Below are 19,484 nucleotides of genomic sequence, written 5' to 3'. Positions count from 1 at the left end.
CTTTCCCCGGCAAATCTCAAGCTCCGCGATTTTTGATCAGATCGGCCGCCTTTTCCGCGATCATGATCACCGGGGCATTGGTGTTGCCGCTGACGATGGCGGGCATCACCGAAGCGTCGATCACCCGCAAACCGCTGACGCCGTTGACCCGCAAGAACGGATCGACCACGGCCCCGGCATCGGCGCCCATTCGGCAGGTCGAGGTGGGATGCCAGGTCGTGGAAGCCGTGCGGAGCACGAAATCTTCCAGGCCGGCATCGTTTCGAATCGCCGCGCCCGGCGACAACTCGTTCCCCCGGACGTCGTCGAAAGCCTTGCCGTACAGAATCTTGAGATTCCAGCGCACTCCGGCAACCAGGCAGCAAAGATCGTCGGCATCGCTAAAATAATTCGGGTCGATTCTCGGGCGGTCCAGAGGGTCGGCGGAAGACAGGGTCACCCGGCCTCGGCTGCGCGGCCGGTTGACGTAGGCGGTCAGCGCGATGCCGTGACGGTCCGGCGTTGCCGCTTCGGGATATTCCGGAGTCAGATTACCGAATAAAAACAGTTGCAGATCGGGGTAGCCCGCTTCGGACCGGCTATCGACGAAACAGCCGGCTTCCAGAAAATTGGAGGATAACGGGCCGGTTCCGGTAGCGTCATAAAGCGCCGCGGCCGCAGCCTTTTCCTCGCCGGAAAGCGCGGCGAAGGTCAACGGCCGGGTCAGTTCGCAGCGCACTCGGGCGTGAACATGATCCTGCAGGTTCCTGCCGACTTCCGGCATGTCCGCGCGCACTTCAATCCCGAGTCTCTCAAGTTCCCGCGCCGGTCCGAGACCCGATAGCATCAGCAGTTGCGGCGAGCGGAGGGCGCCGGCCGACAGAATCGTTTCAACGGCGGCATGGGCCTGCTCCACGACGCCGTAACGCAGATACTGCACGCCGGTGATCCGATCGTTGCGAAACAGCAGCGAGGTCACGTGCGCATGATCGATCACGCTCAGATTGGGACGATGCCGGACCGGCTGAAGATAAGCCTGAGCGGCACTGCATCGGATACCGTCTGCAATCGTTCTTTGCAGGGGGCCGCAACCTTCCTGACGCTCGCCGTTGAAATCCGGATTGTAAGGAAGGCCCACTTCCTGAGCGGCTTCGAGATAACGCCGCGTGACCGGGCTTAATTGCGGATGGCTGGATACCTTAAGCGGGCCCGTGCGGCCGTGATAGCGGTCGGCAAAAGCCAGGTTCGTTTCCGACTTGATGAAATACGGCAAGACCTCTTCGTAGCTCCAGCCGGCATTCCCGAGATCGACCCAACGGTCGTAATCGCGCCGGTTGCCGCGCATGTAGATCATGTAGTTGATGGAACTTGAGCCGCCAATCCCCCTTCCTTGCGGCAGATAAATGCGGCGCCCCTGCATGGCTTGTTGAGGCAAGGTGCGATCGCCCCAGTCGTAGGCGCTGTCCTGCAACCGGGAGAACAAGCCCGGAGTGCGAACCGCCGCCGCATCGCCTTCGCCGCCGGCTTCGAGCAATAACACCCGGCACGCCGGATCTTCGCTGAGACGATGGGCCAGAACGCAGCCGGCCGAGCCGGCGCCTACAATAATGTAATCGACTATCGGCCTGGGCATGGTCTGTTTCCTGCCGCGTTACGCCGGAACTTCGAACAGGCCGGCTTCCTTCTCGGCACGAGCCAGAAGAGCCTGGTGTTTTGCGGCCAGATGGGCTCTGCCGGCCTGAAGCTTGCCGTGAAAACCGTCCAGTCTTTCCCGGCATTCGGCCATCATGCGATCCATGCAGGCAACGGCCGTGCCTCCTGGCTCCTTCCTGGCCTCCAGCGCCCGGTGCGCATCGAGCGCCATGCTCAACTGGTTTTCGGTTACGGCCAGCCGCCTCCCCAGGATGATCTCGCCGAAACGATTGACGGTATCATGATCAAGCTCCCGAAGGTTTTTTTCCGGGAATTCGCTCGCCAGACTGGCCACCAGCCGATGCGCGCCCCGGAAATCCAGCCCGCATTCCTGGACCAGCGTTTCCGCCAGGTCGGTCGCCATGACCCAGCCCGATGCCACCAGTTGACGGCCTCTTTCGCTGTTGAAACTGATCTTCGCCAGCACCTCGGCCATTAATTCGACCGCGTTCAGCACCAGCGTCATCGCTTCGGGCAGCTCGCCGTACAGGAACAGCCGATTGTCGGGTTGTCCCGAAGGGGTTCTGGCCGTGGCCGAAACGGAGGCCGAAAGACCGATCATCCGGTTGGCGACGCCCCGAATGTGCGTCAGCGCGAAGGGATTCTTTTTTTGCGGCATGATTTTGCTGGCGCGCGCATGGCTGTCGTCCAGCTCGACCAACCCGAACTCCTGCGTGCCGTAGATCTGAAGATCTTCCGCCAGGCGGCTCAGATTGATCGCACAGGCGGTCAGTATCGAGGCGGTTTCGATGCACAAGTCCGGCTGCCACATGGCGTCGCGGCCGTGCTCGATCACGCCGGCAAAACCGAGCAGTTCAGCCATTTGCCGCCGGCCCTGCGCCAGCCTGGAGCCGTTGGTGCTGCCGCACCCCATCGGGCTTCGGTTGAACCGTGCGAACAATGCTTCCAGGCGCTCCAGGTCGCGTAGCAGCGGATAAGCAAAACCCAGTAAATAATGGCCGAAGGTCGTCGGCTGCGCCGCCTGCAAATAAGTGTAATCGGGCATCACCGACTGTTTATGGGCATCGGCCTGGGCAACGAGGGCTTCCGCCAACCGAACGACGGCCTGGCCCAATTCGAGCAATTCTTCCCGCATCACGATAAAAAAGGCCGCCGTGGTGGCTTCGCGCCGTGCGCGCCCCGCGCCCAGCCAGCCGACCGCATCGGTCCGTTCGGCCAGCCAGGCCTCCCGATTGGTGTACATATCTCCTCTTGCCGGATCGGTGTCGAAGCTGACGGGTTTTGCCTGGAGCTCGAGCAATGAAGCCAAAAGTTGTCGCCCTGCTTCAAGCGGAATGGTGTTCAGCTCCATCGCGGTCAGCGTGTACGCCAGATCGGCCTGCCCCATGGCTTCGAACAGACCGTTCTGGTGGCTCAATTCCAGCGCAAACACGGACTGGACCATGTTTGCCGCCGGCGCCGACTTCAAACGGCTCCCGATCTCCAGCACCTGATCGGACAGGGCTTCTCCGGGCTCATGCGCGGCCATCAGGCGTCCCTGTATTTGTTAGCCAAAACAGCATTTTCTATTCCTTTTTCCGGTTCCACCTGCTCCGGATTCCATCGGCCTTCGCGCAGCAATTTACCGGAGACCCGGTTCAACGTGTCGAACCGCAAACCGTTGCGCAATGCTTCCACGGCAAGAATTTGATCCGCTTTGATGTTGCCGAGCCCGACGTTGGCGCCGAATTTTTCGATAAAAAATGCCTGCTGGGACTTGAGCGGCGCTTCCCATATCAACGCATCGACATGCGGACCGATGATTTCCACGATCCTGTCCACCTCGAAATCTTCGACGTTTCCGGACTCGTCGAAAACGCCGACGCCCTGGCCGCTTTCCCGGCCTTCGATGAGCACCCAGGCGGCGCCCCAATCGATGTCTTCGAGAATTTCATCGGCGATTTGATCGGCGGTCGGTTGCCGTTTCGGATCTTTTTTCCCGACTTCGGTAATCGGAACGAGCCCCGCCTTCAATGCGCATTCGATGATTCTTTTGCGCCTGAAGCGGGGAATGGGCAGCGTACCGTCCGAAATCTCGACGGCGGTAAAACCGAGCTCCTTCGCATGGCTCATATAAACGCGGCAATGGTTTTCCAGCAGAGCGACTTCGAGCAACGTTCCCCCCGGAAAGGTCAAAATATCGTGAGACGCCAGCAAGCGAAGCTTTTCCTGCAACAGGGCCTTATCGACGAAAGCCGAAGTGCCGAATCCGAACTTCCAGTGGTCGATGTAATTGGCGTCCATCTGAAGAAGGCTTTTGGTTTCTTCCAGCCCCAGACCGACGTCCATGATCATCGTGCAGCCTTTCTTACGCGGTTTATTTGTTCGCGAATTCCTGAGGCTTTTGATAACGCTTCCCCATGCCAGCTCAGACATATGTTATATCCTTCGATAGTTGATAGAGTGCCTTTTCGATCATGCGAAGATCCGCCCCCCAGGGCACGATCATCGAATTCCCGTCCGGTTCGATACCGTATTCCAGCAGGCAGCATTTGAGGATCGTCGCCTTGCCGTCCGGTTCGAAAAGCCGCCTTGGGCACATTTCCACCCGGGGCGGCTCGTCTCCGTAATAATGTCTGTGGAATTGCAGGCTGCGCTCGCATCCCAGCAGCGTCCAGTTTTCCCGCCGTTTCGGCCGTTCGTCGAGAAAAAAAACGGGCGCGCTCAATTCCTGAAGGCCGCCCGAACGGCAAGGCACCAGATAGGCTTCAGGACGGACCGTCCCGGCCAGTTCGCGTAAATCGATCGGGACCAATTCCGGCACGATCGGCGGCAGGTCGGCATAGCTCAGGACCTGTTCGACCATGCGGTACAGTTTGGGAGGCTCCGGCGGCACCACCTCGACCACGCGCAAAGCCAGAGGATCGGGACGATGGATGAGGTTGACGTGATCGAACGCGCCCATGACGATGGCCGTGCGGTCCGGCCCGACGCCATGGCGAAGGGCGAGTCTGGCCAGCGCCGAACGGTTGGCGGGATCGGTGGCCTTATCCTCGATGAAAAGGCATTCGCCGGGCAAGGCCAGTATTTCGACCTTTTCCACCCGGCTGAACAGAGCATCCGACGAGGCGCGTTGTACCGCGGCAACGGCATACTCCTGGCCGGAATTATGCAGAATGACGATATCGGTGCGCCGATAGACTTCTCTTTCCGACAAGTAGCCTGTTATCGCCGAAGCGCTCATCTCGCCGTCGTAAGGCTGAAAACTGACGCATCGGTAGGGCAACGGAACGAAGTTTCGCTGCTGTTTCAACTGTCCGACCCGAAGAATTTCGCCGTTGTCGCGCGTCATGAATCTAAACTCCGGACAAGGGGAAAGTGCGTTGTCGGTCCGCCGGGCTCAGTTCCCGCTGATGGACTTTCAAAGGATCCAGGCGGCGAATAAATTCGACCGAATCCGCATCCGGCAGCTTGGCCACGCCGAGGCCGTCGGCGATGGGAAAGTCGAATTCGGTATTGTCGATCAGAACTTCGACGTCGGTATCGGGATAAAGCGCCGTCAGGCGGGCATGGCCTTCGCTGTTGAAATCGAAAATGCCCAATTCGGTAATCAGGCGGTCCGGGCCTTGTCCCCGGTAAGGCATGGCCGAGCGAGGAAGCCCCTCGGCCGTACGATGGCCGACGCTGGTGACGAAATCGCACTGTTTGACCAGACGGTAGCGCCGCCTGCCCCGATCGTCCGAGGCAGCCCGATGCGCCGCGGTCCAGAGCGTGATACGGTTCGCGTCGCAGGACAAGTTGCAGCCTCCGCCTCCTCCCGGCAATTTCAAGGTCATCCGACCGTCCCTTTCCAGGCGGGTCACGTTCAGATTGCCCCACCGATCGATCTGCAGGCCGGACAAAAACATCCGGCCCATGCGGCCCGAAGCCGCCAGGTCGAATAATTCTCCGATATCGAGCGAACATTCGGCTTCCGACGACAATGCCCAGTCGTTCGAAGTCGGCGTTATAAAAAGCGGCTTCGGATTGACGCCGTAGGTCGCGCCGGCCACCAGTACCGTATGGGGCGCATGCGTCCGTTTGGCCAGATGCAGGGCGATTTGCACCAACGGCGAACCGAAACCATGAAAGACCAGTATGCCGTCCTCAACGGTTTGCGCCAGCTGATAAATCATCAGTTCGCCCAGGGTGCAGCCAGAGGGTGCGGAGGTGTCAGGCATACAGTTCCATCCAGGCTTCCGTGTCTTGACTCCAGCGGCTCAATTTGTCCATAACGGCCACCCCTCCCACCGCGCGGAGATAATCGTTGTGTGTCGGACAGCCGTAGACGTAGCGATCGAGATAATCGGTCCGGAACGCCGGCTCGCCCAGCTTGGCCGCCTCGTAATAAATTCGGGTATGAGCGCGGTCGTAGGCGTAAAAAGGATAACAGGAGGTCGGATGAGCGCCGTAAGGCATTTCGCAAACCGCGGTCACGTAGAAGTAGGGAATGCTGATGCCTTTTCCGGCCAGTTCGGCATGAGGAAGGATCTTTTCCACGGTCACAACGGTTTTTTTGGCCGCTTTCGCAAACAGTACGTCCGCCACCGGAGGACCGTCGATATGAATATTGCCGTGGCTGTCGGCGTATTGAGCGTGCAGAATTGCTACGTCCGGAGAAAGCGCCGGCACCAGCACCAGCTCTTCGCCGCTGAACGGGCAATGCATTGTTTTGAATTCGGGGTGCAGGCTCATCAGATCGGTACCTTGAACCGAGCGTATCGGCAGAAACGGCAGACCCATGATGGCGGCTCTGAGCTGCTGGACCAGCGTGTAGCAGCAGTTGTCATAAGCCTGGATACGTCCGCTTTCGCAGGCCCGCCTGAAGTTGGGAGCTATTCCGAAATCCTGTTCGAAGCCGACATAGGATTCGGCGCAGACCGCTATCGAACCGGCTCCGCAAAGAAGATCGATATCGATGCCGTGCGCCGACCCGACCACCGTCAGATCCGACAGGCCGCTTCGCACCAGTTCACGCAAGGTGGCCATCGGCTCCCGCCAGGACAAGCCGCCTCCAACGGCGACACAGTCGCCGCATTTTATATGGCCGACCAGTTCGCTGATGGAACATCTTTTATCGGCTTGCGTGTACATGACTTCGGCGGGGGCCTCGGTTATGCCGGGAGCAGAAAGCGACTGCTCGAAGAGAAAGTCGAGACGGGCAGTTCATCCGGCGCGCATCCCCGCCATTCCAAACTCTTTCTTCGCATGATGGCGATGATCTTCATTGTTTTTCCCGCCTACCTCTTAATCTCCGCAGCAGGGACAGCCGGCGCCGTGCCGCCGCTCCAGCGGGTGTTCAAGATCGGATTTGCCGACAGGCGCGGCCTTGCGGCCGCCGCACTTCGAACACACCCACTCTTTCGGCATGGCCGTGCCGTCCATGACCAGGCTTTGAAAAACATGACCGCAGTCGGGACATTCGATGATCCATATGGCCACGGCGGATCTCCTGTCGGATGGGGGTCGGATTAACGGCCGCCGGCCTGTGCGCTTCTGCTCGCGGAACTCAGTTCGGCACGCACGATTTTTGCGCCTTCCGCCAGGGCGTGCAGCTTTTCCTGGGCAATGTACCGCTGCAGCAGAATCAGCCCGCAATCGGTGGTCAATCCCAGCTTTTCGGCCGGCACGACGGTCAATAACTGACGGATCTTGTTCGCGACCTCTTCGGCCGTTTCGGTGATGGTGCTCTTGACGTCGATCACGCCGGCCCAGAATTCCATATTGCCCGGAAGCGGATGGCTCTTGAGCGTCGACAGCCCCGAACGTTCGAAATCCAGACGGCCGATGCCTTCGAGATTCATCACGTCCATATTCTGCTGATAGACTTTAGGTACGACGCTCGTAGTGGGCATCGGCGCCTTGGGCTGACCGGCGCGCTGGGTCAGATCGTATATTTTTCCCGGCTGAGCCGAGTCGTCGGGCGAATACGCGGGAGTGCCGCCCCAGTTGCCCCAGCAGATGTGGCATACTATTTTCGCGTTTTTTACCCCTTCGACCGCTTTGTTGAAGGCTTCGATCGCCCAGTCTTCAAAGAAGTAGGGCGAGGTGAACTCGTCCAGTTGAATGTAATCGACGCCCAGCGCGTCGACGGCGAGGATGTCCTCGTTGATCGCTTTGGCCACGTCCATCGCGCGGTCGCGGTTGCTGGAATAAAACTGATCGTTCATGCACTGGGCCAATACTTGCACTCCTGTGTATTGAACCTTGACCGGCTTGTCGGTGGCCCGCCGCAAAGCCCGCGCCTGTTCGACCATGATCTGCCCGCGGCGCCGAATTTTTTCCCGCACGGTACCGGCATGAAGGCGGCTATAGATCGGAAAGCCGAGATAATCGCCCGACAGGTCGCAGCCAAGGCGGCGCAGATAATAATAAACGGCGGTATCGGCGTAATTGTCGCCGTGCAGGCGGCCGTCGGAAATGATGTCGAGCCCGGCCTTTTCCTGATCGAGCACGATGGCCGCCATAGCATCTTCGAGCGCTTCGCGGATCATCGAATCGGGAGGCTGCTGATCGCAATTGAAATACCGGGCGAAACCGGCGTCCCACCATCTTGGATTGGGATAATTGCCCACCATGCTGGTAGGCAGTAGAGGCTTATTATTATTCATTAGGTACCTCCTGAAAGTTTATTTTTTATTTACAAGGGAAAAACGACCTTTTCTGTAGCAAACGCTCCCTGTGTGCAATAGATTCTTCCTTTATTTCCGCATTGTCAATAATACTTTAGGCCTAGACGGAAGGTTGCCTAAGTCCGGCGAGTCCTTGAAAATCCTTGTTTTTATTTCAAAGTCCGGCTGTCGAAAAAGAGAACCCAGCCGCTGTTGTTATATATTCATCATTCTTCGGAATGCCCATATTTCTGCCAATGATCGGCGAACAACACCGTCTCATCCAGGGAACGGGGCGGTATCGGCCGCGATACCCAGGTCAGATTGATCATATGGCGCGCATTGACGTTTTCGGTGGTGATGTTGCCGCCCCAGGTACCGCAACTGAGGCTTAGGGTGTAAGGCATACCGTTGCGCGGACTGCCGGCGCCTTCGTTCAAATTCTGATTGACCATCACTCGGCCGGTCCGCGTTTGAAAAGCCAATTCCATGATATTGGCTTCGTTTTGCGAATGAATGCCGCAGGTATGGCCCTGGCCCTGATATCGGGTGATGGCGTTCACCTGCCGGACGGCATGGGCAAAGTCTCCGCGGTACCGGTACAAAGTCACGACGGAGTTGAGTTTCTCTCCGGAAAAAGGAAATTCCGGGCCGACGTTGTCTTCCTCGACCATCAAGAAAGTACAGTGGTCCGGAACCTCGATTCCGGCCAGGCGCGCTATGGCTGCGGCCGGTTTGGCAATGACCTCCAGCACCGGGATGTGAGTCGAAGGATCCGGCCACATCACCTTCTGCAATCTTGCCTTGTCCACGTCGTTGCAAAGATGGCCGCCGGCGGCGCCGAGCCGGCGCAACAGATCGGCATAAATCGAGTCGTGGGCGACCACCGCATTGTCGGCCAGGCAACTGGTGGCGTAATCGAATTTTTTGGCGGCGGCGATGCAGCAGGCGGCGTCTTCCAGGTCGGCCGATTCATCGACCACATGGACGGCATTGCCGACGCCGACGCCGAAAGCCGGAGTTCCGGAACTGTAGGCGGCCTTCACCATGACCGCGCCGCCGGTGGCGACGATCAGATCGGCCTGCTTCATCAATTCCTGGGTTTTTGCCAGCGAAGGTTTTTTCACGACTTGAATGAGATCCTCGGGAGCGCCCACCTGTCGGCACGCGCCCCGCATGAACTCGGCCGTCAATTCGGTGGTTTTTTGCGCCCGGGGATGGCCGGCGATGATGATGGCGTTCCGGCCTTTCAGCGCCAGTAAGGTTTTCAGGGGAGGCGTCGCATCCGGTCCGGTAATCGGTATCAGCGCCGCGACCACGCCGATGGGTTTGGCGATTTTTACTAGGCCTTTTTCCGGAATTTCTTCGACGATCCCTACCGTTTTAACGGATTGCATGTCCAGCAACGTGCCCATGCAGCGATTGCGGATCTTGCCGATCTTGTCCTCGTAATTGCCGAAGCCTCCTTCGTCCACTGCCGATCGGGCCAGCCGGCGCGCCCGTTCGGGCCGAACCACCGACCAGCAAATCGCCGTCACCAGTTCGTCGACTTGCTGTTGGGAATAATTTTCGATTTTTATCTGTGCGCGGCGGGCGTTTTCCACCAGAGCCGAAACTTCCGCGGCAAGCCCTCCTTCGTGATCGATTAACATGGTTCCTCCTCGCTCTCGATGATGAGATGCCCTCATTCGGAACCAAGAATGAAGTATGGACCAACGATTGTCAATCAAGGCGGTAAGCCTCCGGATACATTGAGGCTATCTTGCGAACTGTTTCCAGGGCACTCGATTCAGACCGAATGCCGGGATGAAAAAATGAACGCGCAATCCTCTTCAGGAGAATCGGCTGTGTTTGAGAAAGTGGAAAAAAAACGGGATAAAAAAAAGACCGGGCAGCGAGGCTGCCCGGTCTGCCGGAAATACGGAGTTTATTTCTGTTTTTTGCGTTCCAGCGTTTCCTTGATGACTTCATCGGCCACGTTTTTCGGACAAGGCAGATAATGCGAGAACTCCATCGAGAACTGGCCGCGTCCGGAAGTCATCGTTCTCAGATCGCCGATATAACCGAACATTTCGCTGAGCGGCACGTCCGCTTTGATCCGAACGCCGGTAACGCCGGGCTCTTGCGATTTGATCATGCCGCGGCGGCGGTTGAGGTCGCCGATCACGTCGCCGACGTGGTCTTCCGGAGTGAACACGTCCACTTTCATGATCGGTTCGATCAGTTGCGGCGCCGCTTTCGGAATCGACTGGCGGAACGCGGCTTTCGCGGCGATTTCGAACGCAATCGAGGACGAGTCGACCGCGTGGAACGCACCGTCGGTCAGGGTCACTTTGAAGTCGAGGCACGGATAACCGGCCAAAGTGCCTTGGTCCAGCATGCTTTTGAAGCCTTTTTCGACGGCCGGCCAGTATTCGCGCGGCACGTTACCGCCGGTTACCGCCGATTCGAAGGCAAAGCCGCTGCCGGGTTCGCCGGGCTCGATTACATAGTTGATCTTCGCGTACTGTCCTGAACCGCCCGATTGCTTCTTGTGCGTGTACTCGTCTTCGATGCGGCGAGTGATCGTTTCACGGTAAGCGACCTGCGGCTTGCCGACGGTCACTTCGACGCCGTGGGTCCGCTTCAGGATGTCGACCTTGATGTCGAGGTGCAACTCGCCCATGCCTTTCAGGATCGTTTCGCCGCTTTCTTCGTCGGTCGAAACGTGGAACGACGGATCTTCCGCAACCATTTTGCCGAGCGCAATGCCCATCTTTTCGTTGGAGCCTTTGTCTTTCGGAGTCACCGCCACCGAGATCACCGGATCCGGGAACACCATCGGCTCCAGTGTCGCCGGCTTGTCGGGATCGCACAAGGTATGCCCGGTCTGCACGTTTTTCAGGCCGATCAGGGCGACAATGTCGCCGGCCTGGGCGGTTTCGATTTCGGAACGGTCGTCGGCGTGCATTTCCACCATACGCCCCACCCGTTCGGTCTTGCCGGTGTACGTATTAAGCAGGGTATCGCCTTTTTTCAGGCGGCCGGAATAAATACGGATAAAGTTCAGCGCGCCGAAACGGTCGTCCATGATCTTGAATACCAGGGCGCGCACCGGCCGGCTGGGGTCGACGACGGCAAATTGACCGGTCGGATTGCCTTCGATGTCGGTTTCAGGCTGAGGTTTAACCTCCGTCGGATTCGGCAGATAATCGACTACGCCGTCCAACACGAGCTGAACGCCCTTGTTTTTAAAAGACGAGCCGCAATAGGTCGGGAAAAAATCCATATTGATGGTACCCTTGCGGATGCAGCGCTTGATCGTGTCGATGTCCGGCTCTTCGCCTTCCAGATATTTTTCCATGACCTCGTCGTACTGATCGGCAACTTGGTCGATCAGTTTTTCGCGCCATTTTTCGACGTCGGCCGCCATGTCGGCAGGAACATCTTTGATTTCGAATTTCATCGGATCGCCGGAATCATCCCAGATCCACGCCTTGCGGGTCAACAGATCGACTACGCCGGTAAATTGATCTTCGCGGCCGATCGGCAAAGTCATCACGACCGGCGTGGCGCCCAGGACGTCTTCGACCTGTTTGATCACGCGGAAAAAGTCCGCTCCGATACGGTCGAGTTTGTTGACATAGATCAGACGGGAGACCTTGGAATCGTTCGCATAGCGCCAGTTGGTCTCCGATTGCGGTTCAACGCCGCCGGAACCGCAGAACACGCCGATACCACCGTCCAACACTTTCAGCGAACGATACACTTCGATCGTAAAATCGACGTGGCCCGGAGTGTCGATGATATTGAAGCGGTGGTTTTTCCAGAAACAAGTGGTGGCCGCCGATTGAATGGTAATTCCGCGTTCCTGTTCTTGCACCATGAAGTCGGTGGTCGCCGCTCCGTCGTGCACTTCGCCGATTTTATGGATTTTACCGGTGAGCTTTAAAATCCGCTCGGTGGTGGTCGTTTTACCGGCATCCACGTGCGCGAATATACCGATATTTCTGTAAAGCGATAAATCAGTCATGTTTTTACTCTAAGTTGGGCATAAAAAACTTTTTTGGTGACCGGCCTTGAGGATAAACTCAATAAGGATCCGTACCGGGGCAATTGAACTACAAAGCATTACACCGCCGTCTTAAGTCTAACTAAGACCGCGATCGCGACAACCAAGGGATTTGGATGAAAAGCTTTTGAACATCACAAGTAGATCAAGCCAAGTGAGACCGCGTTATTAAGTCACCAGCGCCCCCACTCGTCCAGCGTCGATAGCCGACTATTTTAACCTAAAAACATTGCAAAAATATAGTAAAACCATGAATTTGTATGGCCGGCCCGCAAATAATTCCAAACCGAATCGGAATTTGAAGGCGCAACGGCCATTCTTTAGTTTAAAATGGCGATATTTTATTCGGCATTCAAGCACGCAAACGGATTGGCCGATTGCCGCTCTTACAGGCTGTCGCCGCAGGACTCGGCCGGCGCACGGAATCGTTCGAGTCTTGGAAATACCGGCGAAACCCCCGAAAACAGCTTTTTCTCCAAACGACGGGAAAAGACCTTTGTATTTGGATACAATCCATTTTTAAGACCTTTCTGCCAACAACAAACATTGCGCTCACGTTGCCTTCAACCCAAGTAATTCATGTTAAAGAAGAGTCTATTCAATGCGCCACGCGGCCGGCCCACCCTTGTTATCCTTCCCGCCGGATCGCGCTGCGCCGTTCGACGGCTTATTGCCGTACCGTAGAAAGACAATAAAAATACCAATTACCTACCATCGATACTAAAGAGGACATTATGCGGAACCTGAAGTTTATACCCGCGTTGATTGGAGCGACCCTGGGAATTGCGATCGTTGTTTATGTCGCTTTTTATTTCATTTTCCTTGATCTGTTCGTTGACTTATGGTGGTTTCAGTCGTTAAAACTGGAAGCCTACTTCTGGCTCAGGCTGCTCTACCGTTTTTTTCTGTCGGGCGTCGTCACTCTGGCGTTCTTCTCCATCTTCTTTTTTCACTTCTGGATCGCCTCGCGTTATCTGGGCATCAATCCGCGCGATGAAGTGCTTTCCAGCATAGACAAACGCCGGCGTTTTCAGCGTTTTGCCGATCTCTTCATGAGCGGCTCGGTTAGGATCTATACGCCCATTTCCCTGATTCTGGCCATTTTTGTTGCCGTCCCTTTTTATGATCAATGGGAAGCGGCGCTGCTTTATTTTTTCGGCGGATCGTCAGGAGTCACCGAGCCGGTTTACGGCCAGGACAGCAGTTTTTATCTGCTGTCCTATCCGCTCTACATGCTGATCCAGAAAGAGCTGCTGAGCACGGCCATTCTGCTGTTCTGCATGGTCGGGATCCTGTATTGGCTGGAACACGTTTTTGTGCCCGATCAAAGCAAGGAATTTCCTCTGGGCGCCAAGATCCATCTGGTCATTCTGATGGGCTTTGTGGTTTTATTCGTGGTCTGGGGATTCATGCTGGAGCGTTTTTCGCTGCTGTACGTGGATAATCACGAACCGGTTTTTTTCGGTCCCGGCTTTGTCGAAATCCGCTGGAAACTGCCGCTGATCTGGCTAGGCATCATTACTTTTCTGGCCACCGCCGTTTCCGCGGGCCTGTTCATTTTTTCCGAAAAACACCGGATCAAGGCGCCTTTGCTTATTTCCTTCACGCTTTTTCTTTGCGTATTGTGGCTGCCTAGGGTTCAGTTCATCCCCGAATTGATTCAAACATACATCGTCAATCCGAATCCGGTCAGAACTGAAAAACCGTTCATGCAGAACAATATCGACGCGACTCAGGACGCCTACGACCTCAAGAATATCCATATTGTCGACCAGACCATCAAGCTCGACGCGAGCGAGGACATTGAAACCTGGAGCACGCAAAAACATTTCGAAAACATCCCGGTCTGGGACCGGGAAGTCCTGATCGACACGTACAATCAACTGCAATCGATCAGGCCTTATTACCGGTTTCCGCTCGTCGACGAAGACCGTTATTTTCTGCTGGATCACACCCGCCAGGTCAATCTGGCCGCACGGGAAATCAATCTGGAAAAGCTTCCGGCCGAAGCCCAAAACTGGGAAAACACCCATTTGCGCTACACGCACGGCTACGGCGCCGTGGTGACGCCGGCGGCGCAGGATGCCGGCAAGCCGCTGCTCTGGTATCTGCGCGATTTGAACCTGAACTCGACCGTCGGCCTGACGGTAAAATATCCGGACATTTATTATGGCCAGGAGCAATACACTTACGCCATTGTGCCGAATAAATTGAACGTCGTCGGCATTTCCGGAACCCCGACCGATCCCGGCGTGGCAAGCCTCTATAAAGGCGAAGGCGGCATACCGATTCCTTCGCTGTTCAGAAAGGCGTTGTTCGCGTTTTATTTCAAAGATGAAAAAATATTCTTCTCGACCAATATCACGGACAACAGTCAGCTCTTGATACGCCGGAACATCACGGAACGCATTCATACGCTGACGCCGTTCCTGCACCTGGACAGCGACCCTTATCTGGTCTTGACCAAAGACCGGTTTTACTGGATCCAGGACGCCTACACGCTGTCAAAATGGTATCCCGTTGCGAAACCCGCCGAGGACGACTTACTGGACGGCAAACAGGAATTCAATTACATCCGGAATTCGGTCAAGGTGGCGGTCGACGCACTGGATGGGAACGTTCAGTATTATATTTCCGATCCTTCGGACGTCATCATCCAGGCCTACAGTAACGCTTATCCGAGCCTTTTCAAGAATATGGAAGAGATGCCCGCCGACCTGAAGTCTCATCTGCGCTACCCGCGTGATCTGTTTTATCTGCAGATGAAAGTGTATGCGAAATATCATCAGCAAAAACCCGAGCTGTTCTACGAACAGGCCGAAACCTGGCAATTCGCCAGAGTCCGGGGCGAGCCGGTCAAGCCGTATTATCAGACCATCGATTTCGGCAACTGCAACGGCAAGGAGGAGTTCGTCATGCTGAATCCGATGACGCCGATCAACAACAACAACCTCAGCATGATCGGCGTGGCCGGCATTCTGGATGCCAAAACCTGCAGCACGGACTATAAACCCGGCATCACGATCTACAAGTTCCGCAAGGACGTTCAGGTCAACGGTCCGGCCCAGGTGGAAGCGCTCATTCAGCAGGATCCGGAAATATCCGCCCAATTCACGCTTTGGGATCAAGGGGGCTCGAACATACGACTGGGCCGCATGATCATCATGCCGATGGGCAACAGCGTGCTCTACGTGCAGCCGGTATACATCGTCTCGAAGAACAACGCCATTCCCGAGTTGCTCAGGATCATTGTTTCGATCGGCAACCAGGTGGTGATGGACACCAATTTCTGGTCGGCGTTCAACCGTTTGAAACAGATGCATACCAAAGAGGCCAGGGAGCACGCGGGCACGGGAACGTCCGCACCGACATTGACTCTTCCCGGGACAGAGAGGTAGCCGATCCGCAGGATTTGCATTGACAGAAGCGATAATCGCCGCTTGACGCCGTAATAAAAAGACCTGCGAGATTTTAACAACCTCGCAGGTCCGGTTCTATTTTTTCGCTTCGAAAGAAGACTTAGGACCGCTGCGTGTGCCGTCGTGAGAAGAAGCAATGCTTTGCGGCATTTGAATCTTTGTTTTTTCGACCCAAAATCCGGAACAGTCAGGGAAAACAACAAAAAAGATCGGGCCGCCAATCAACGACCACAAGGAAACTATCGCTGCATCAACTCGCAGAGACGGTCTTCCAGGTCGAACCGTTTGGCCAGCGACTCGCCCATTGCGGATAAATCCTCGGACAGGGTGTCGAAGGTCTCCATGACGTCCAGGTTTTCATATTTGTCGTTGAAGGCCAGGGTGGCTTCGGTAACCGCCGAAAACTCCGGATACATGTCGGTTGCGACCGACAGAATGCGGTTTCGCCGTTCCGTGCCGCACAGAATGCGTTCATAAAGGCCGAAATGTCCCAGCGACACGTAATCGACCAAGGTTTGCGAAAACCGGGTCAGTTTGATCCTGACCTGTTCCACCTTGGTAAAAGGTTTAAGGTCTGCTATCTGGCAATATAACGACCACAACGCCTGCCTTTCACTTTGCAGTTCGGCAATCAATTGAGCCGCTTGCTGTCTTCTTTCCAGTTTGACTGGTGTTTCAACAGGCATGATAGTATTTCCCCCAATTTATATAACAATTTTGCGTGTAATGTATGTCAGCACCGCCTAAAGCGCAACGATTTTTTCATTGACGAAGTCATGGGCCCGCCTTGCATTTCAATCCGGAGGCGGCCCATGAATTCCCGGTGGACCGAGCGCTACGGCGATAATTTATCCTTGAGCATTTTATTGACTTCTTCCGGATTGGCCTTGCCCTGCATCGCTTTCATCACCTGGCCGACAAAAAATCCGAACACCTTGTCCTTGCCGCTCCGGTATTGTTCGACCTGCGCCGGATTATCGGCGATGATCTTATCGATGATCGAGGCAATGACGCCGCTGTCGCTGATTTGCTGTAACCCCTTCGCGGCGATGATTTCGTCGGCACCGGCTCCGGTCTGCCACATGTCGTCGAAAACCTGCTTGGCGATCTTGCCCGAGATCGTGTTGTCGGCGATTCTCGCCAGCAAGCCGGCCAATCGCCGGTAATCCACCGGCGATCCGGCAATTTCCAGACCCGATTTATTCAACGCCGCCGACAATTCGCCGGCGACCCAATTGGCGCATAATCTCGGTTCACATCCCGAAGCTTGAATAAGCGCCTCGAAATAATCGGCCATCTCCCGCGAGGAAGTCAACAGGTGGATGCTTTCTTCGTCCAGACGGTAGTGTTCGAGGAAACGCCGTCTTTTGACCCAGGGCAATTCCGGCAGATCGGCCCGGACCTGCGCCTTGAATTCCTCGGAGATAAAAACGGGCAACAGGTCCGGATCGGGAAAATAACGGTAGTCGTTGGCTTCTTCCTTGCTGCGCATGGAACGGGTCAAATCCTTTGCCGAATCGTACAGCCGGGTTTCCTGAACCACCTTGCCGCCGCTTTCGATCAAATCGATTTGCCGCTCGATTTCATAATTGATCGCTTTTTCGACGAACTTGAACGAATTGATGTTTTTCAATTCGGTGCGGGTGCCGAATGCTTGCCGCCCTTTCGGGCGCACAGAGACGTTGGCGTCGCAGCGGAAGGAACCTTCCTGCATGTTGCCGTCGCAAATGCCGAGATAACGCACCAATTCGTGCAGCGTTTTCATGTAGGCTACCGCTTCCTTGGCCGAGCGCAGGTCCGGCTCGGACACGATCTCGAGCAGCGGCGTGCCCGCACGGTTCAAATCGATGCCCGACAAGCCGTGAAAGTCTTCGTGCAGCGATTTGCCGGCGTCTTCCTCCAGATGGGCGCGCGTGATGCCGATGCGTTTGCGTTCGCCGTCCACGTCGATGTCCAGATGTCCGCGGCCGACGATCGGCAGCTCGAATTGACTGATTTGATAGCCTTTGGGCAAGTCGGGATAGAAATAATTCTTCCTGGCGAAGACCGAATAAGGCGCGATCTCGGCCTCAATGGCCAGACCGAATTTGACCGCCATGGTCACGGCTTCTTCGTTCAATACCGGCAGCACGCCGGGCAGGCCCAGATCCACGGCACAAGCCTGAGTATTGGGCTCGGCGCCGTAAGCGGTCGGCGCTCCCGAAAATATCTTCGACCGGGTCGCCAATTGCGTATGGATTTCCAGACCGATCACGGCTTCCCATTTTTCCTGTTGAGCGTATTCCATCATTTCCTCCTTACTCAAACCCTTCCGGTAATTGCTGATGCCAATCCGTCATCCGTTGAAATTGATGGGCAATATTCAACAGCCGGGGCTCGGTAAAATAATTGCCGATGATCTGCAATCCCACCGGCTGGCCGGAAGCGAATCCCGCCGGCACGGACATCGCCGGCAGCCCGGCCAGATTGACGGCGATGGTATAAATATCGGACAGATACATTTCAACGGGGTCGCCCATTTTTTCCCCGATTCCGAAAGCGGTCGTGGGTGCGACCGGCCCCATCAGGACGTCGACCTGGGCAAACGTCTTTTTGAAATCGTCGCTGATCAGGCGCCGCACTTTCTGAGCTTTCACATAATAAGCATCGTAATAGCCTGCCGACAGCGCATAGGTTCCCATCAGAATCCGCCGTTTGACCTCCTTGCCGAAGCCTTCGCCGCGCGAGCGGGTGTATAAATCAGTCAAGTCGGAGGGATTCTGGCAGCGGTAACCGAAACGCACGCCGTCGAAACGTGACAGATTAGCCGAGCATTCGGCCGGAGCGATGACGTAGTAGGCGGGAATGGCCAGATTGAGATCGGGCATCGAAACTTCCCGGATCTCGGCGCCCAATTTCCGGTATTCGTTCACCGCCGCCTCGATGACTGCCGCGACCTCACGGCTCAGGCCGTCGCCGAAGAATTCCCTGGGCAGGCCGATCTTCAGCCCTTTGAGGTCGGCATTCAACCCGGCGGTATAGTCCGGCACCGGCAAATCGACGCTGGTCGAATCCTTCTCATCAAAACCCGCCATCGTTTGCAAAAGAACCGCGGCATCGTGGGCGCTTCGCGCCATCGGCCCACCCTGGTCCAGACTGGACGCGTAAGCGATCATGCCGTAACGAGAAACGCGGCCGTAAGTCGGTTTCAACCCGGTAATGCCGCAATGCGAGGCCGGCTGCCGGATCGAGCCGCCGGTGTCGGTGCCGGTTGCCGCCGCCGCCAGCCGCGCCGCCACCGCCGCGGCCGAACCGCCGGAGGAGCCGCCCGGCACCTTGTTTATACCCCAGGGGTTGCGTACCGCGCCGTAATGACTGGTTTCATTCGACGACCCCATCGCGAACTCGTCCATATTCAGCTTGCCCAGCATCACTGCGCCGGCTTCTTTAAACTTTTCCACCACGGTCGCATCATAGGGCGCGATAAAGTTATCCAGCATTTTCGATCCGCAACTGGTTTTAACGCCTTCCGTGCAAAAGATGTCCTTATGGGCTATCGGAATGCCGGTCAGCAAGGATCCCTCTCCCCTGGCGAGGCGGTCATCGGCTTCTTTCGCGTCGGCCAGAGCCCGTTCTTCGGTGACCGTAATGTAGGCATTGATTTCCGGATGGCGCTCGATTCGCTCCAGAAACGCCAACGTCAATTCCCGGCTTGAAAACTCGCCCGAACGCAGGCCCTGGGCCAGTTCTGTTATGCTTCGATCGTACATGTTC

The 19,484-nt window shown here is 56.4% G+C and carries 14 protein-coding genes; 1 reads left to right on the top strand and 13 read right to left on the bottom strand.

Annotated elements, in window-relative coordinates:
- Positions 1-16 precede the first annotated feature (16 nt).
- The 10 genes from A3OW_RS0103345 to fusA all read right to left on the bottom strand — a co-directional run bounded on the left by A3OW_RS0103345 (position 17) and on the right by fusA (position 12,273).
- The gene (locus A3OW_RS0103345; protein ID WP_020562014.1) at positions 17-1,612 is read right to left on the bottom strand and encodes a GMC family oxidoreductase; all 1,596 of its coding nucleotides are present in this window, start codon (positions 1,610-1,612) and stop codon (positions 17-19) included.
- 18 nt (positions 1,613-1,630) lie between these two features.
- Entirely contained in the window at positions 1,631-3,160 is a 1,530-nt protein-coding gene (gene xcbC / locus A3OW_RS23915) for a 2-phosphosulfolactate phosphatase XcbC (protein WP_020562013.1), read from the bottom strand.
- On the bottom strand, positions 3,160-4,047 hold the full coding sequence (gene comA, locus A3OW_RS23910; protein WP_083918123.1) for a phosphosulfolactate synthase: 888 nt from the start codon (positions 4,045-4,047) through the stop codon (positions 3,160-3,162). The genes xcbC and comA overlap by 1 nt, the downstream gene beginning before the upstream one ends.
- On the bottom strand, positions 4,040-4,963 hold the full coding sequence (locus A3OW_RS0103330) for a DUF7714 family protein (protein ID WP_020562011.1): 924 nt from the start codon (positions 4,961-4,963) through the stop codon (positions 4,040-4,042). The genes comA and A3OW_RS0103330 overlap by 8 nt, the downstream gene beginning before the upstream one ends.
- A gap of 4 nt (positions 4,964-4,967) precedes the next feature.
- Entirely contained in the window at positions 4,968-5,831 is an 864-nt protein-coding gene (locus tag A3OW_RS0103325) for a CoA-transferase subunit beta (protein ID WP_020562010.1), read from the bottom strand.
- Entirely contained in the window at positions 5,824-6,744 is a 921-nt protein-coding gene (locus tag A3OW_RS0103320; RefSeq protein ID WP_020562009.1) for a CoA transferase subunit A, read from the bottom strand. The genes A3OW_RS0103325 and A3OW_RS0103320 overlap by 8 nt, the downstream gene beginning before the upstream one ends.
- Positions 6,745-6,897: 153 nt before the next feature.
- Positions 6,898-7,092 (bottom strand): hypothetical protein, encoded by a 195-nt coding sequence (locus tag A3OW_RS0103315; protein WP_020562008.1) that lies wholly within the window; start codon positions 7,090-7,092, stop codon positions 6,898-6,900.
- A 29-nt stretch (positions 7,093-7,121) separates the two neighbouring features.
- Entirely contained in the window at positions 7,122-8,261 is a 1,140-nt protein-coding gene (locus A3OW_RS0103310) for a cobalamin-independent methionine synthase II family protein (RefSeq protein ID WP_020562007.1), read from the bottom strand.
- Positions 8,262-8,488: 227 nt separating this feature from the next.
- The gene (locus A3OW_RS0103305) at positions 8,489-9,913 is read right to left on the bottom strand and encodes an aldehyde dehydrogenase family protein (protein WP_020562006.1); all 1,425 of its coding nucleotides are present in this window, start codon (positions 9,911-9,913) and stop codon (positions 8,489-8,491) included.
- 275 nt (positions 9,914-10,188) lie between these two features.
- Complete coding sequence (gene fusA, locus A3OW_RS0103300) at positions 10,189-12,273, bottom strand: elongation factor G (protein WP_020562005.1); 2,085 nt, start codon at positions 12,271-12,273, stop codon at positions 10,189-10,191.
- A gap of 773 nt (positions 12,274-13,046) precedes the next feature.
- Here fusA and A3OW_RS0103295 point away from each other — a divergent pair.
- Positions 13,047-15,710 (top strand): UPF0182 family protein, encoded by a 2,664-nt coding sequence (locus A3OW_RS0103295; RefSeq protein ID WP_020562004.1) that lies wholly within the window; start codon positions 13,047-13,049, stop codon positions 15,708-15,710.
- Between the two features lie 260 nt (positions 15,711-15,970).
- Here the strand turns inward: A3OW_RS0103295 and A3OW_RS0103290 are convergent, their stop codons facing one another.
- The 3 genes from A3OW_RS0103290 to gatA form a co-directional block, all read right to left on the bottom strand.
- Positions 15,971-16,417: an Rsd/AlgQ family anti-sigma factor gene (locus A3OW_RS0103290; RefSeq protein ID WP_020562003.1), complete on the bottom strand. Its 447-nt coding sequence runs from the start codon at positions 16,415-16,417 to the stop codon at positions 15,971-15,973.
- A gap of 149 nt (positions 16,418-16,566) precedes the next feature.
- Complete coding sequence (gene gatB / locus A3OW_RS0103285; protein ID WP_020562002.1) at positions 16,567-18,021, bottom strand: Asp-tRNA(Asn)/Glu-tRNA(Gln) amidotransferase subunit GatB; 1,455 nt, start codon at positions 18,019-18,021, stop codon at positions 16,567-16,569.
- Between the two features lie 7 nt (positions 18,022-18,028).
- Positions 18,029-19,480, bottom strand: coding sequence for an Asp-tRNA(Asn)/Glu-tRNA(Gln) amidotransferase subunit GatA (gene gatA, locus A3OW_RS0103280; protein ID WP_020562001.1), 1,452 nt, complete (start codon positions 19,478-19,480; stop codon positions 18,029-18,031).
- Positions 19,481-19,484 lie beyond the last annotated feature (4 nt).

Origin of the sequence: Methylosarcina fibrata AML-C10 (assembly GCF_000372865.1) — a bacterium.
GTDB lineage: Bacteria > Pseudomonadota > Gammaproteobacteria > Methylococcales > Methylomonadaceae > Methylosarcina > Methylosarcina fibrata.
This window is presented reverse-complemented; position numbering and strand designations above follow the sequence as displayed.

Coding starts and splice junctions, on each gene's coding strand:
- A3OW_RS0103345 (WP_020562014.1), bottom strand. CDS start 1,612: ATGCCCAGGCCGATAGTCGATTACATTATTGTAGGCGCCGGCTCGGCC.
- xcbC (WP_020562013.1), bottom strand. CDS start 3,160: ATGGCCGCGCATGAGCCCGGAGAAGCCCTGTCCGATCAGGTGCTGGAG.
- comA (WP_083918123.1), bottom strand. CDS start 4,047: ATGTCTGAGCTGGCATGGGGAAGCGTTATCAAAAGCCTCAGGAATTCG.
- A3OW_RS0103330 (WP_020562011.1), bottom strand. CDS start 4,963: ATGACGCGCGACAACGGCGAAATTCTTCGGGTCGGACAGTTGAAACAG.
- A3OW_RS0103325 (WP_020562010.1), bottom strand. CDS start 5,831: ATGCCTGACACCTCCGCACCCTCTGGCTGCACCCTGGGCGAACTGATG.
- A3OW_RS0103320 (WP_020562009.1), bottom strand. CDS start 6,744: ATGTACACGCAAGCCGATAAAAGATGTTCCATCAGCGAACTGGTCGGC.
- A3OW_RS0103310 (WP_020562007.1), bottom strand. CDS start 8,261: ATGAATAATAATAAGCCTCTACTGCCTACCAGCATGGTGGGCAATTAT.
- A3OW_RS0103305 (WP_020562006.1), bottom strand. CDS start 9,913: ATGTTAATCGATCACGAAGGAGGGCTTGCCGCGGAAGTTTCGGCTCTG.
- fusA (WP_020562005.1), bottom strand. CDS start 12,273: ATGACTGATTTATCGCTTTACAGAAATATCGGTATATTCGCGCACGTG.
- A3OW_RS0103295 (WP_020562004.1), top strand. CDS start 13,047: ATGCGGAACCTGAAGTTTATACCCGCGTTGATTGGAGCGACCCTGGGA.
- A3OW_RS0103290 (WP_020562003.1), bottom strand. CDS start 16,417: ATGCCTGTTGAAACACCAGTCAAACTGGAAAGAAGACAGCAAGCGGCT.
- gatB (WP_020562002.1), bottom strand. CDS start 18,021: ATGATGGAATACGCTCAACAGGAAAAATGGGAAGCCGTGATCGGTCTG.
- gatA (WP_020562001.1), bottom strand. CDS start 19,480: ATGTACGATCGAAGCATAACAGAACTGGCCCAGGGCCTGCGTTCGGGC.